Origin of the sequence: Roseateles sp., from assembly GCF_965229315.1 — a bacterium.
Lineage (GTDB): Bacteria > Pseudomonadota > Gammaproteobacteria > Burkholderiales > Burkholderiaceae_C > Pelomonas.
This window is the reverse complement of sequence record NZ_CBDDJA010000002.1, coordinates 3,343,601-3,357,454: the sequence shown is the minus strand read 5'-3', so window position 1 is coordinate 3,357,454 and position 13,854 is coordinate 3,343,601. Positions and strand designations below refer to the sequence as shown.

14 protein-coding genes are annotated in these 13,854 nt (G+C 67.9%); 8 read left to right on the top strand and 6 right to left on the bottom strand.

The features are described 5' to 3' along the window. The first annotated feature begins 24 nt into the window (after positions 1-24). The 6 genes from ACO07H_RS20415 to ACO07H_RS20390 all read left to right on the top strand — a co-directional run bounded on the left by ACO07H_RS20415 (position 25) and on the right by ACO07H_RS20390 (position 7,330). On the top strand, positions 25-1,815 hold the full coding sequence (locus tag ACO07H_RS20415) for an acyl-CoA dehydrogenase C-terminal domain-containing protein (protein WP_422017545.1): 1,791 nt from the start codon (positions 25-27) through the stop codon (positions 1,813-1,815). A 29-nt stretch (positions 1,816-1,844) separates the two neighbouring features. After that, positions 1,845-2,288, top strand: coding sequence for a DUF2147 domain-containing protein (locus ACO07H_RS20410; RefSeq protein ID WP_422017543.1), 444 nt, complete (start codon positions 1,845-1,847; stop codon positions 2,286-2,288). A gap of 80 nt (positions 2,289-2,368) precedes the next feature. Then, positions 2,369-4,765, top strand: a complete 2,397-nt coding sequence (locus ACO07H_RS20405) for a 3-hydroxyacyl-CoA dehydrogenase/enoyl-CoA hydratase family protein (RefSeq protein ID WP_422017541.1) — start codon at positions 2,369-2,371, stop codon at positions 4,763-4,765. A 21-nt stretch (positions 4,766-4,786) separates the two neighbouring features. After that, positions 4,787-6,001, top strand: a complete 1,215-nt coding sequence (locus ACO07H_RS20400; RefSeq protein WP_422017539.1) for an acetyl-CoA C-acyltransferase — start codon at positions 4,787-4,789, stop codon at positions 5,999-6,001. Positions 6,002-6,004: 3 nt separating this feature from the next. Continuing rightward, entirely contained in the window at positions 6,005-6,550 is a 546-nt protein-coding gene (locus ACO07H_RS20395; protein ID WP_422017537.1) for a DUF1569 domain-containing protein, read from the top strand. A 15-nt stretch (positions 6,551-6,565) separates the two neighbouring features. Beyond that, positions 6,566-7,330 carry an enoyl-CoA hydratase gene (locus ACO07H_RS20390; RefSeq protein WP_422017535.1) on the top strand — a complete coding sequence of 255 codons (765 nt, stop codon included), beginning with the start codon at positions 6,566-6,568 and terminating at the stop codon, positions 7,328-7,330. A gap of 38 nt (positions 7,331-7,368) precedes the next feature. On the opposite strand, the gene ACO07H_RS20385 is transcribed toward ACO07H_RS20390, so the two are convergent. Next, complete coding sequence (locus tag ACO07H_RS20385) at positions 7,369-7,530, bottom strand: DUF1328 domain-containing protein (RefSeq protein ID WP_422017533.1); 162 nt, start codon at positions 7,528-7,530, stop codon at positions 7,369-7,371. Between the two features lie 126 nt (positions 7,531-7,656). Here ACO07H_RS20385 and ACO07H_RS20380 point away from each other — a divergent pair, with 126 nt between their 5' ends. Then, positions 7,657-8,385: an SGNH/GDSL hydrolase family protein gene (locus ACO07H_RS20380; RefSeq protein ID WP_422017531.1), complete on the top strand. Its 729-nt coding sequence runs from the start codon at positions 7,657-7,659 to the stop codon at positions 8,383-8,385. On the opposite strand, the gene ACO07H_RS20375 is transcribed toward ACO07H_RS20380, so the two are convergent. Together ACO07H_RS20375 and ACO07H_RS20370 are read right to left on the bottom strand one after the other, a co-directional pair. Then, a complete protein-coding gene (locus ACO07H_RS20375; protein WP_422017529.1) occupies positions 8,378-9,919 on the bottom strand; it encodes a methyl-accepting chemotaxis protein in 1,542 nt (513 codons plus the stop codon). The two genes, ACO07H_RS20380 and ACO07H_RS20375, sit on opposite strands and share 8 nt — an antisense overlap. Before the next feature lie 214 nt (positions 9,920-10,133). Continuing rightward, on the bottom strand, positions 10,134-10,565 hold the full coding sequence (locus ACO07H_RS20370) for an acyl-CoA thioesterase (RefSeq protein ID WP_422017527.1): 432 nt from the start codon (positions 10,563-10,565) through the stop codon (positions 10,134-10,136). A 41-nt stretch (positions 10,566-10,606) separates the two neighbouring features. Between ACO07H_RS20370 and ACO07H_RS20365 the strand changes: the two genes are divergently transcribed. After that, positions 10,607-12,391, top strand: coding sequence for an ABCB family ABC transporter ATP-binding protein/permease (locus ACO07H_RS20365; protein ID WP_422017525.1), 1,785 nt, complete (start codon positions 10,607-10,609; stop codon positions 12,389-12,391). Between the two features lie 161 nt (positions 12,392-12,552). Here ACO07H_RS20365 and ACO07H_RS20360 read toward each other — a convergent pair whose 3' ends face one another. Genes ACO07H_RS20360 through ACO07H_RS20350 form a run of 3 tightly spaced genes read right to left on the bottom strand, consistent with a single transcriptional unit; the run spans position 12,553 to position 13,793 of the window. Further along, positions 12,553-12,873: a hypothetical protein gene (locus tag ACO07H_RS20360; RefSeq protein WP_422017523.1), complete on the bottom strand. Its 321-nt coding sequence runs from the start codon at positions 12,871-12,873 to the stop codon at positions 12,553-12,555. 52 nt (positions 12,874-12,925) lie between these two features. Next, positions 12,926-13,537, bottom strand: a complete 612-nt coding sequence (locus ACO07H_RS20355; RefSeq protein WP_422017521.1) for a UPF0149 family protein — start codon at positions 13,535-13,537, stop codon at positions 12,926-12,928. Positions 13,538-13,553: 16 nt separating this feature from the next. Next, positions 13,554-13,793, bottom strand: a complete 240-nt coding sequence (locus tag ACO07H_RS20350) for a hypothetical protein (protein WP_422017519.1) — start codon at positions 13,791-13,793, stop codon at positions 13,554-13,556. Between the last annotated feature and the right edge of the window lie 61 nt (positions 13,794-13,854).

Here is a 13,854-nt window from a genome sequence, read left to right as displayed (position 1 = left end):
CACCATCGCCCCAGGAGTACCCCGATGCCCCAGTACACCCCGCCCATGCGTGACATGCAGTTCGTCATGCACGAGCTGTTGAACGTCGTCGACGAGCTGAAGATGCTGCCCGGCCACGAGGACATCGACGCCGACACGATCAACGCGGTGCTGGAAGAAGGTGGCAAGTTCGCTGCCGAAGTGATCTTCCCGATCAACCTCAGCGGCGATGCCGAAGGCTGCACGCTCGACAAGACCACGCACGAGGTGACGCCGCCCAAGGGCTTCAAGGAAGCCTACAAGCAATACGTCGAAGGCGGCTGGCCGGCGTTGAGCTGTGACACCCAGTTCGGCGGCCAGGGCCTGCCGCACCTGGTGAACCAGTTCTTCTACGAGATGCTGAATTCGGCCAACCAGGCCTGGACGATGTACCCGGGCCTGAGCCACGGTGCGTACGAAGCGCTGCACGCCCACGGCACGCCCGAGCAGCAGGCAACCTACCTGCCCAAGCTGACCAGCGGCGAGTGGACCGGCACGATGTGCCTGACCGAGCCGCACTGCGGCACGGACCTCGGGCTGCTGCGCACCAAGGCCGAACCGCAGCCCGACGGCACCTACCGCATCACCGGCGCCAAGATCTTCATCTCGGCCGGCGAGCACGACATGGCGGACAACATCGTCCACCTGGTGCTGGCCCGCCTGCCGGATGCGCCCGCCGGCTCCAAGGGCATCTCGCTGTTCATCGTGCCCAAGTTCAACGTCAACGCTGACGGCTCGCTGGGCAGCCGCAACAGCATCTTCTGCGCCGGCCTGGAGCACAAGATGGGCATCCACGGCAACGCCACCGCGCAGATCGTGCTGGAAGGCGCCGTCGGCACGCTGGTGGGCCAGCCCAACAAGGGCCTGGCCGCGATGTTCGTCATGATGAACGCCGCCCGCCTGGGCGTGGGCAACCAGTCGCTGGGCCTGACCGAGGTGGCCTACCAGAACGCCGTGGCGTATGCGAAGGACCGCCTGCAGATGCGTTCGCTCAGCGGCCCGAAGGCGCCGGACAAGCCGGCCGACCCCATCATCGTGCACCCCGACGTGCGCAAGATGCTGCTGACCGCCCGCGCCTTCGCCGAGGGCGGCCGCATGCTGCAGGCCTACACCGTGCTGCAGCTGGACAAGGCGCTGAAGAGCGACGACGAGGACGAGCGCAAGGAATGCGACGCCGAAGTGGCGCTGCTGACGCCCATCATCAAGGCCTTCATCACCGACAACGGCTGGCTGGCCACGTCGCACTGCATGCAGGTGTTCGGCGGCCACGGCTTCATCCACGAGTGGGGCATGGAGCAGTACGTGCGCGACGCGCGCATCAACATGATCTACGAGGGCACCAACACCATCCAGTCGCTGGACCTGCTGGGCCGCAAGGTGCTGGGCAACAACGGCGCCACGCTGAAGAAGTTCGGCAAGAAGATCGCCGCCTTCATCGAGGAAGAGGGCACGAACGAGGCCATGCAGGAGTTCGTCAACCCGCTGGCCGACCTGGGCGACAAGGTCAACAAGCTGACGCAGGAACTGGGCATGAAGGCCTTCGGCAACCCCGATGAAGTGGGCGCAGCAGCCGTCGATTACCTGCGCGTGGTGGGCCACATGACCTTCGCCTACTTCTTCGCCCAAGCCGCCAAGATCGCGCTGGCCAAGAAGGATTCCGGCGACCCCTTCTACACGGCCAAGCTGGCTACGGCGCGCTTCTACTTCGCCAAGCTGTTGCCCGAGACGGCGAGCCTGATCCGCACCGCGCGCGCCGGCCTGGCGCCGCTGATGGAAATGGAAGAAGCGCTGTTCTGAAGCGCCGCCACAACACCCACGGAGACACGATGAAACCCCTGTTCGCTGCTGCCCTGCTGTGCCCGGTGCTGGCCTTCGCGCAAGCCACCCCTGTCGGTCTTTGGAAGACCATCGACGACGACGGCAAGACCGCGAAGTCGCTGGTGCGGATCACGCAACTGGGCACCGAGCAGGGCGGTGTGCTCGTCGGCAGCATCGACAAGCTGCTGGACCCCAAGGACCCGGGCGACGGCAAGTGCGACAAGTGCACCGATGACCGCAAGGACAAGCCGGTGGTGGGCCTGCAGATCATCCGCGGCGTGAAGGCCGAGGGCGACGGCGTGTGGGGTGGCGGCGAGATCCTCGACCCCAACAACGGCAAGACCTACAAGACCCGGCTGACGCCGGTCGACGGTGGCAAGCGGCTGGAAGTGCGCGGCTACATCGGCGCCCCGCTGTTCGGCCGCACCCAGAGCTGGGTGCGCGTCGAGTAACCATTCTTAAGTCAGTTTTCAACCAGTTGAGGACAGAGCTGCCGGGAGTACCCGTCCGGTCTGTCCCGCAAGGAGTAAAGATGAGTCGATTCCAAGTCCGCAAGGTCGCCGTGCTCGGCGCCGGCGTGATGGGCGCGCAGATCGCCGCCCACCTCGTCAACTGCAAGGTGCCGGTCGTGCTGTTCGACCTGCCGGCCAAAGAAGGCCCTAAGAACGGCATCGTCACCAAGGCCATCGACGGGCTGAAGAAGCTCAAGCCCGCGCCGCTGGGTGACAGTGCCGAGGCCGCGCTGATCCAGCAGGCCAACTATGAAGAGCATCTCGACGTCCTCCGCGGCTGCGACCTCATCATCGAGGCCATCGCCGAGCGCATGGACTGGAAGCTCGACCTGTACACCAAGATCGCGCCCTTCGTGGCGCCGCATGCGATCGTGGCCAGCAACACCTCGGGCCTGAGCATCACCAAGCTCAGCGAAGTGCTGCCCGAAGAAATCAAGCCGCGCTTCTGCGGCATCCACTTCTTCAACCCGCCGCGCTACATGGCGCTGGTCGAGCTGATCAACACGCCGACCACTCAAGCCCAGATCCTCGACCAGCTCGAAGCCTTCGTCACCACGTCGCTGGGCAAGAGCGTCGTGCGCGCCCACGACACGCCCAACTTCGTCGCCAACCGCGTCGGCATCGCCGGCATGATGGCCACGATGATCGAGGCCGAGAAGTTCGGCCTGACCGTGGACGTCGTCGACGACCTGACCGGCAAGAAGCTGGGCCGTGCATCGAGCGGCACCTTCCGCACCGCCGACGTGGTGGGCCTGGACACCATGGCCCACGTCGTCAAGACGATGCAGGACAACCTCAAGGACGACCCGTTCTACTCGACCTACGCGACCCCGAAGGTGCTGGCCGGCCTGATCGAGAAGGGCGCGCTGGGCCAGAAGACAGGCGCCGGTTTCTACAAGAAGGTGGGCAAGGACATCCAGCGCCTGGACTTTGCGACCGGTGACTACGTGGCCGGCGGCAAGAAGGCCGACGAGATCGTCGCCCGCATGCTCAAGAAGGCCCCGGCCGACCGCCTCAAGCTGCTGCGCGAATCGACCAACCCGCAAGCCCAGTTCCTGTGGGCCATCCTGCGCGACAGCTTCCACTACGCCGCCGTGCACCTGGACACCGTCGCCGACACCGCGCGCGAAATCGACTTCGCGATGCGCTGGGGCTTCGGCACCACGCAAGGTCCGTTCGAGCTGTGGCAGGCCGCCGGCTGGAAGCAGGTGGCGGAGTGGATCTCGGCCGACATCGCCGAAGGCAAGACGCTGTCCAGCGCGCCGTTGCCGGCCTGGGTCACTGAAGGCCCGGTCGCCGAAGCCGGTGGCGTGCACACGCCGGCAGGCTCGTGGAGCGCCGCGGAGGGCAAGTTCAAGCCGCGCAGCGAGCTGCCGGTCTATGCCCGCCAGGCCTTCCGCGAAAGCCTGCTGGGCACCGGCGCCGCCGATCCGCTGAAGTCGGGCACCGAGCTGTTCAAGAACGACGAAGTGCGCGTCTGGACGCTGGACGGCAAGGTCGTCATCGCCTCCATCACCGCCAAGCTGCATCTCATCAGCCCGGCCGTGACCGAGGGCCTGCTGAAGGCCGTGGAAATCGCCGAGGCCGACTACCAGGGCCTGGTCATCTGGAGCCCGGACGACGTGTTCTCCGCCGGCGCCAACCTCGAGAGCCTGATGCCCGTCTTCATGAAGATGGGCAGCAAGGGCATCGCGCCGGAAGAGAAGAAGCTGCAGGACATGATGCTGCGCCTGCGCTATGCCAGCGTGCCGGTCGTCGCCGCGATGCGCGGCCTGGCGCTGGGTGGTGGCGCCGAGCTGGCGGTGTACTGCTCGCGCCGTGTCGCGCACGTCGAGAGCTACGTGGGCCTGGTCGAAGTCGGCGTGGGCTTGGTGCCCGGCGGCGGCGGCCTGACCTACATCGCCCGCCGTGCCGCCGAGATGGCCGCCGCTGGCAATGCCGGCGCGGACATCCTGGCCTTCCTGAAGGACGGCTTCCTGACCGCGGCCACCGCCAAGGTCGCGACGTCGGCGCATGAGGCCAGGAAGAACGGCTTCCTGCTGGACAGCGACATCATCGTGCCGCACAAGGACGAGCTGCTGCACGTGGCCACGGCCACTGCTCTTGGCATGGCCGAGGCCGGCTACCGCCCGCCGCACAAGGCCATGTTCCCGGTCGCCGGCCGCAGCGGCATCGCCACCATCAAGGGCCAGGTGGCCAACATGCGCGACGGCGGCTTCGTCAGCGCCCACGACTACCACCTGGCCGCGGCGATTGCCGACGTGGTCTGCGGCGGCGAGGTCGAGGCCGGTTCCCTCGTCACCGAGGAGTACCTGATGGCGCTGGAGCGCAAGCACTTCTGCGCGCTGCTGGACAACCCCAAGACCCAGGAACGCATCATGGGCATGCTGCAGACCGGCAAGCCCGTTCGCAACTGAGAAGGCGCCAAGGAGATCATCATGAGCAAGCAAGTCCAGGACGCCTACATCGTCGCCGCCACCCGTCTGCCCATCGGCAAGAGCGGCCGTGGCTATTTCAGGAACACCCGCCCCGACGAGATGCTCGTCAAGGTCATGCAGGCCGCGCTGGCGCAAGCCCCCGGTCTGGAAGCCAAGGCGATCGAGGACGCCATCGTCGGCTGCTCCTTCCCCGAAGCCGAGCAGGGCATGAACATCGCCCGCGTGGCCTCGGTGCTGGCGGGCCTGGGCCCGACCATCGGCGGCGTGACGATCAACCGCTACTGCGCCTCCGGCATCACTGCCGTGCAGATGGCCGCGGACCGCATCCGTGTCGGCGAGGCTGACGTGATGTTCGCCGGCGGCGTCGAGTCGATGTCGATGATCCCGATGGGTGGCAACAAGCCCAGCCTGTCGCCGCTGATCTTCGAGAAGGACGAGAACATCGGCATCGCCTACGGCATGGGCCTGACGGCCGAGAAGGTCGCCGCGCAGTGGAAGATCAGCCGCGAAGCGCAGGACGCGTTCTCGGTGGAATCCCACCGCCGTGCCGTGGCCGCGATGGCCGCCGGCCACTTCGATGCCGAGATGACGCCGTTCGATGTCGTCGAGCGCACGCCCAACCTGGCGGACGGTTCGGTCAACGTGAGGACCCGCACCGTCAAGCTCGACGAAGGTGCGCGTCCCGACACGTCGATGGAAGGCCTGGCCCGGCTCAAGCCCGTGTTCGCCGCCAAGGGCAGCGTGACGGCCGGCAACAGCTCGCAGACCTCCGACGGCTCGGGCGGCCTGCTGATCGTCAGCGAAGCCGCGCTCAAGCGCTACAACCTGACGCCGCTGGCCCGCTTCGTGTCCTTCGCCGTGCGCGGCGTGCCGCCGGAGATCATGGGCATCGGCCCCATCGCCGCCATCCCGGTCGCGCTGAAGGCCGCCGGCATCACCGCCGCCGACCTGGACTGGATCGAGCTGAACGAAGCCTTCGCCGCGCAGTCGCTGGCCGTGCTGAACGACCTCGACAGCAAGGGCATCGAGCTGGACCGCGCCAAGGTCAACCCGAACGGCGGCGCCATCGCGCTGGGCCACCCGCTGGGCGCCACCGGCGCCATCCGTGCGGCCTCGGTCATCCACGGCCTGCGCCGCACCGGCGGCAAGTACGGCATGGTGACGATGTGCGTGGGTGCCGGCCAGGGTGCCGCCGGCATCTTCGAACGCCTGTAAGCCATGGACCGCCGCCGCGCGCTCAAGACCTCGACGGTGTTGCTCGCGGCGCCGGTCGTGGCCACGCCACTCGCGGGCTGCACCGGCGAACTGAAGGCGTTCACCTCCTGGCCCCAGGCCCGGGAGGCGGTGCGCGGGCTGCTGCTCGACGCGAAGACCGTCGAAGGCAACCCGTGGAATCTCAGCCAGGTGCTGCAACACCTGGCGCAAAGCGTCGAGTTCTCGATGCAGGGCTTTCCGGCACTCAAGGGCGCCTGGTTCCGCGCCACCCTTGGTTCGGCCGCATTCGCCGCGTTCAACGCGCGTGGCGCGATGAGCCACACGCTGGACGAACCCATCCCCGGCGCGCCCGCGCTGGACGCGGCACAGGCGCTGAAGACCTCGGTGCAGCGGCTGCTCGACGCGATGGACGCATTCGCGCCATTCAACGGTACGCTGCGGCCTCATTTCGCCTACGGTGAGCTGACCAAGCCACAGTACGAGCGAGCCCATTTGATGCACCTGGCCAATCACTGGACGCAGTTCCAGGCGAAAACGGCCACGGCCTGAGCAGGAGCCTTTGTCATGACCATCAAGAGCTACACACTGAATGGCGTCGCGACCCTCGAGATCGCACGCCCCGAGAAGAAAAACGCGATCACGCAAGCCATGTACCAAAGCATGGCCGACGCACTCCGTGCGGCCGATGCGGACAAGACCGTGCGCGCTGTGCTGATCACCGGCCAACCGGGCATCTTCACGTCGGGCAACGACCTCGAAGACTTCATGGCCGGCCCGACGCGTGGCGAAGACGCGCCGACCTTCCAGTTCATGCATGCGTTGGTCGACTGCGGCAAGCCCGTGGTGGCCGCCGTGACCGGAGCGGCCATCGGCATCGGCACGACCATGCTGTTGCATTGCGACCTGGTGTTCGTGGCCGACGATGCGCGCCTGGCCATGCCCTTCGTGGCGCTGGGCTTGGTGCCCGAGTTCGCGTCCAGCGTCGTGCTGCCGCAATTGATCGGCAACCGGCGCGCTGCCGAAAAGCTGCTGCTGGGCGACCCGTTCACCGGTGAGCAGGCCGTGGAATGCGGCATTGCCAACCGGGTGCTGCCGGGCAGCGAGGTCGTCAACCACGCGCGGCGCATTGCCGAACGGTTCAACAACCTCGCCCCGGGTGCCGTGCGCGACAGCAAGCGGCTGATCCGCGATCCTCAGCGCGAGGCCGTCAAGGCGGCGATCACGCGAGAGGCGGCGATCTTTGGCGCGCGCCTGCGCAGCCCGGAAGCCATGGAGGCCTTCCAGGCCTTCTTCCAGAAGCGCGCCCCGGACTTCTCCAAGTTCGAGTGAGCGCGTGGCGTTGACGAGGGCGCCTGACGGCGCCCTGCCTATCGACGAACCAGGCTGACGATCAGGCCCAGGACGGCCAGGATCAGGAAGCCGTAGAACAGCAACTGGGCGATGCCCGCTGCGCTCGCGGCGATGCCCGTGAAGCCGAACACGGCAGCAATCAGGGCGATGACGAAAAAGGTAATGGCGTAGCGAAGCATGTCGGACTCCTTGCAGTGGCCGCCCCGATGGCGGATGACGCAGAGTAGGGGCGGCAGGGGTGTCCTGCATGCCGGACGGTGCAGGCGTCTGGAGTCGGACACGGCTGACGCTGCGTCGCGCAAACCATGCGCCTGATGCTCGCCAAGCTCGCGCTCGGGCCCTTGCTGATCTGGCAGGGGCGCCATGTGCGCGCGACGGCACTGCGTCTGCCCGAGGCGGCCGGTGAGCGTTCACGCCCGGGCGGCCGCCTGCGGCTGCTCATCGTCGGCGACTCGTCGGCGGCCGGTGTGGGCGCGGCACACCAGGACGAAGCGCTCGCCGGCCGGCTGGCGCAGGCATTGGAGAAGCGCCGGGCCGAACCGGTGGGTTGGCAGCTCGTCGCCACCAGCGGCCATGGCACGGCGCAGGCGCTGACGCAGCTCGAAAGCGCGGAGCTGGCGCCGGCCGACGTGCTCGTCACGGCGCTGGGCGTCAACGATGTGGTGGACCAGGTGCCGCCGCAGCGGGCCATGGCGGCGCTGGCGGCCCTCGACGCGCTGGCGCGCCGCCGGGCCGGCGTGCGGCTGAGCCTGCACTGCGCCGCGCCGCCCATGCAGGCCTTCCCACTGCTGCCGCAGCCGCTGCGCTGGTTCTTCGGGCGGCAGGCTGCGCGTTTCAATGCAGTGCTGGCGGCCAGCGTGGCCGGCCAGCCGCAGCGCTGCGTGGTGCACCTGCCGCAGGCCATGCAGCACGACGCCGCGGCGCTGATGGCCGCCGACGGCTTCCACCCCGGCCCGCCGGGCTACGCGCTGTGGGCCGAGGTGCTGGCCGACCTGATCGAGAGGGGGCTCGAACGCGAGGGGGCGGTCAGCTGAACACGCTGACCGCGTCCACCAGCGACTCGGCGCGCTGCTTCAGCCCCAGCGACGCCGCCGTGCTCTGCTCGACGAGGGCGGCGTTCTGTTGCGTGATCTGGTCGATGTGGCTGACGGCCTCGCTGGCCTGGCGGATGCCCGAGGTCTGCTCCACCGACGCTGCGCTGATGTCGCCCACCAGCGTGGACACGCGGCGCACCTGGGTGACGATCTCGCCCATCGTGCGGCCGGCCTCGTCGACGATCTTGCTGCCGGCCTCCACCCGCTCCACGCTGGCGCCGATCAGGCTCTTGATCTCGCGCGCCGCCTCGGCGCTGCGCTGGGCCAGCAACCGCACTTCGCCCGCGACGACTGCGAACCCGCGCCCCTGCTCGCCGGCGCGCGCCGCTTCCACGGCCGCGTTCAGCGCGAGGATGTTGGTCTGGAAGGCGATGCCGTCGATGGTGCCGATGATGTCGGCGATGCGGCGCGAACTGGTCGAGATGTCGCTCATCGTCGTCACCGCGTGGGCCACGGCCTCGCCGCCGCGTTCGGCCGCCGTGCTGGCGCTGCGCGACAGTTCGTTGGCCTGGTGCGCCGCCTCCGCATTGCTCTGCACCGCAGCCGTCATCTGCTCCATCGACGAGGCGGTCTCCTCGACGCTGGCGGCCGCCTGCTCGGTGCGCGAGCTCAGGTCGTTGTTGCCCTGCGCGATCTCGCTGACCGAGGCCTGCACCTGCACCACCTGCTCACGCACGTCGTCCACCAGCCAGCGGAACATCAGGCCGAGCTGGCCGATGGTGCGCATCGTGACGCCGATCTCGTCCACCCGCGCCAGTACCGCGGCGTCGCGCGACGCCCTGGTGGCCACGGCGAGCGCGGTGTCGCGCAGCTGCTCGATGGGCGTGGCGATCTGCTGCTCCAGCAGCAGCGTTCCAAGCCCCATCATCACCGCCAGCAGGCCGGCCACCTGCAGGCCCGCGCTCGCGCCCAACGCGGCCAGCGCCACGGCCGCGCCACCGACCCACAGGCTGCCCAGCACGAGCCGGATGCGCCCGCGCACCGACAGCGTCTGGCCCAGGTTGCGCCACGAGGCCAGCCCGGTGCGCAGGATGAGGCCCTTGTGGAAGCGCTTGCCTTTGGCGGTGCCTTCACGGAAATCGCGGTACAGGGTTTCGGCGGCGTCCACCTCAGCCCGGCTGGGCTTGGTGCGCACCGACATGTAGCCCACCTGGCGGCCGCCGCGCACCACCGGCACGGCATTGGCACGCACCCAGTAGTGGTCGCCGTCGCTGCGGCGGTTCTTCACAAGCGCCGACCAGGGCTCGCCCTGCTTCAGCGTGGCCCACATGTCGGCGAACGCCTCCTTGGGCATGTCGGGGTGGCGCACGAAGTTGTGCGGCTGCCCCATGATCTGGTCACGCGGAAAACCACTGGCCTCGACGAACGCTTCGTTGGCATAGGTGACGTGGCTGTTGGCGTCCGTCGTGGACATCAGCACGACACCGTCCTGAAGCGGGTACTCGCGCTGCGTGACGGGGTGGTTGACTCTCATGAAACCTCCTGGATGGATGACCGAACTGCAGGGGCGCCATCAGGATAGCCGCAGAGGGGCGTCCACAGGGGAAGGTGGGAGGGCCGGTGTGCGGGAGGCGCTTGCTAATTATTTTGATCAAATTTATCAAAATGACAAGCAAGCGGCGCTGGGAGTGAGCTTGGTTTCCCAGTAAAAGTTCACGTTTTATCAAATGGTGGCCGACTGAATGAGATCAGCTCACCACCGTCCTGGGCTTGCCGTCGCGATCGATGGCGACGTAGGTCAGGTTAGCTTCCGTCACCTTGACGACGTGCGGGTTCTCCGGGTCGCGCTCGGCGAGTACCTCGACATGCACGGTGACCGACGTGCGTCCGACGCGCGTGACGGTCACGTAGAAGCTCAGCAGGTCGCCGATGGACACCGGCTGCTTGAAGACGAACTCGTTGACGGCCACCGTCGTGACGCGGCCGCGCGAGATGCGCGCCGGCAGGATGGAGCCGGCGATGTCCACTTGCGCCATGATCCAGCCGCCGAAGATGTCGCCGTTGGCGTTGGAATCCGCCGGCATCGGCATGACGCGCAGCACGAGTTCGCGTTGGCCGGGGACGGGGGTGAGGCTGGCTTCCTGGGGCATGGCATTCAGTGGTGACAATTCGGCATTCATTTTCGGTCCTGCGCTTGCGATCCTCTACCTCAGCATCATCCGTGCCACCTGCAGGCACCGCGCCCGCCACCCCCGGCGACTGGCGCACCATCGGCCGGCTGCTGCCCTATCTGTGGCGCTACCGCTGGCGTGTCGGGCTGGCACTGGCCTTCATGGTGGGTGCCAAGGTCAGCAACGTGGGCGTGCCGCTGCTGCTCAAGCACATGATCGACGCGCTGGACCTCAAGCCGGGCCAGCCGCAGGCGCTGCTGGTGGTGCCGCTGGGCCTGCTGGTGGCCTATGGCGCGCTGCGGCTGCTGACGTCGCTGTTCACGGAACTGCGCGAGCTGATCTTCGCCAAGGCCACCGAAGGCACGGCGCGCAGCATCTCGCTGCAGGTGTTCCGTCACCTGCACGACCTGTCGCTGCGCTTTCACCTGGAGCGCCAGACCGGCGGCATGACGCGCGACATCGAGCGCGGCACGCGGGCCGTGCATTCGCTGATCAGCTACTCGCTCTACAGCATCGTGCCGACGCTGATCGAGGTGGTGCTGGTACTGACGCTGCTGGGCGTCAAGTTCGACGTCTGGTTCGCCGGCATCACGCTGGCGGCGCTGGCGGTCTACATCGGCTTCACCGTCGTCGTGACGGAGTGGCGCACGCAGTTCCGCAAGCTGCTCAACGAGCTGGACTCCATCGCCCACACCAAGGCCATCGACTCGCTGCTGAACTACGAGACGGTCAAGTACTTCAACAACGAGGACTTCGAGGCCCGCCGCTACGACGAAAGCCTGGAGAAGCTGCGCCGCGCGCAATTGAAGAGCCAGACGACGCTGTCGCTGCTCAATACCGGCCAGCAGCTCATCATCGCCACCGCACTGGTGCTGATGCTGTGGCGGGCCACGCAGGGCGTCGTGGACGGCAAGCTGAGCCTGGGCGACCTGGTGATGGTCAACGCCTTCATGATCCAGCTCTACATCCCGCTGAATTTCCTGGGCGTCATCTACCGCGAGATCAAGCAGGCGCTGACCGACATCGAGAAGCTGTTCCGCCTGCTGGACCGCGATCGTGAAGTGGCGGACTCGCCCGAGGCGACCGAACTGGTGGTGCAGGGCGGCCGCGTGGTGTTCGACGACGTGCGTTTCGCGTACGACCCGGCGCGACCCATCCTGCACGGCGTCAGCTTCGAGATCCCGGCGGGAAAGAAGGTCGCCGTCGTCGGCCCCAGCGGCTCGGGCAAGAGCACGCTGGCGCGGCTGCTGTACCGCTTCTACGACATCGACAGCGGCGCCATCCGCATCGACGGGCAGGACATCCGCACCGTCACGCAGGCCAGCGTGCGCCGTGCCATCGGCATCGTGCCGCAGGACACGGTGCTGTTCAACGACACCGTGGCCTACAACATCGCCTACGGCCAGCCCGGCGCCGGCGCTGCGGCGGTCGAGGCCGCGGCGCGTGCGGCACACATCCACGCCTTCATCGCCGCCACGCCGCTGGGCTACGACACCATGGTAGGCGAGCGCGGCCTGAAGCTGTCAGGCGGCGAGAAGCAGCGCGTGGCCATCGCCCGCACGCTGCTGAAGAACCCGCCCATCCTGATCTTCGACGAGGCGACGTCGGCACTGGACTCGACCAACGAGCGCGCCATCCAGGCCGAACTGGAGTCCGCCGCCCAGAACAAGACCGTGCTGGTCATCGCGCACCGGCTGTCCACGGTGGTGGATGCGCACGAAATCCTCGTGCTCGAACACGGCCACATCATCGAGCGCGGCCGGCACGACGAGCTGCTGGCCCGTGGCGGGCGCTACGCGCAGATGTGGCGGCTGCAGCAGTCGGGCGGGGACTGATGAGCCCCTCGCTCAGTTCGCCCTGCTGAACGCGGGCGAAGCTGATCGGTCCCCCGAGGGGACGGCGATGTGCTTGCGGCATTGAGCTGCAAGCACATCGCCAACCGGGCCGGCTTGGGAGCGGCCCGGCGCTCGGCCCGCCGTTGCTGCAACGCGGGAGGTCAGTGCGGTTTCTTGGGCTTCTCGAAGCGCTTGGGCCGGTAGACGTTGCCGTCCCACTCGCCACCCGCCCGCCGGCCCTGCTCGTGCAGCGTCGCCTCGCGGGCGCGGCGGATGACGCGCTCAGCCTCCAGTGCCGCCGCGCGTGTCTGGCGCTGGCGGCGGCGCCAGCCGGTGGCGCGGTCCATCTGCCGTTGCGCCCAGGCCGACAGGCGGGCCAGGCCGGCATCGACCCGGTTGCGCGCCCGCCAGGGCAGGGCCATGTGCACCGCGAGGGCGATGCAGGTGACCAGGCCGAGGACGGCGAGCACGGTGTGCAGCATGGGCCGAGTGTGAACCAAACCTGAGGTGGATGTCAGCCCCGTGAAGCGGGCTTTACGATTTCTGGCGGATCGCCCACAGCGCCAGCATGGCGTCCGGAATCCGGCGGCTGGCTTCGTCGCGCTGCTCGGCCGAGCCTTCGGCCAACTCGCCGTCCGCGCTGCCCAGCGCTGCGATGGGCGCCAGCAGCGCGGCCGTCTCGCCAGCGTCGAACCACGGCTCCCACGCCTCGGGCGCCAGGTTCACGGCGATCAGGAAGCCCGCGGCCCAGTCTTCGGCGTCGGCATATTCGGTGTCCTCGTCCTCGCCGTCCGCGAAGCTGAAGATGGGCTCCCACGCCTGCGGGCGCTCCGCCCAGGCCACGGCGATGGAGTGCAGGTGGCGCAGCACCAGCAGCGTGGCCTTCTTGCGCTGCTTGCCACTGGTGAAGGGCGCTGGATCGGGCTCACGGTCGCCGCCCCAGATGACCGGCAGCCAAGACTCGCCCGGCAGGTCGGCGAGCTTGCGGCCGGGCGTCAGCAGCAGGCCGGCCAGGTAGCCGTCCAGCGCCTCGATGTTCATCGAGCTGTCGGCCGGCAGGTCGGCCAGCAGCTCGTCCAGGTCGTTCAGCTCCTCGTCGGTGAGCGGGCGGTTGTCGGAGGCGGGGTTGTAGTGCGGATACTGCATGGGTGTCGTCCTGGGTTCAGCCGTGGCGGCCGTGGCGGCTCTTGGGTTTCTTGCCGTCGAGTTCGGCGAACTGCGACTTCAGCAAGGCCATCAGCACGCGGGCGTTCTGCTCGGTCATCAGGACGATGCTGCTGGGCTCGATGCCCTCGATGGGTGTCCTGGGTGCCACGATGGCGTCCACCTTGAACACGATCTGGCCGTGCTGGTTGGCAGAGGCGGCCTTGAATTTCTGGACTTCGATCTGGTGCGTCTTCATGGGGCGTTGGAATGGCCGGCAGGCCGACATCTTGCCATTCCAGGCGGCGCGCCTTAAGGTG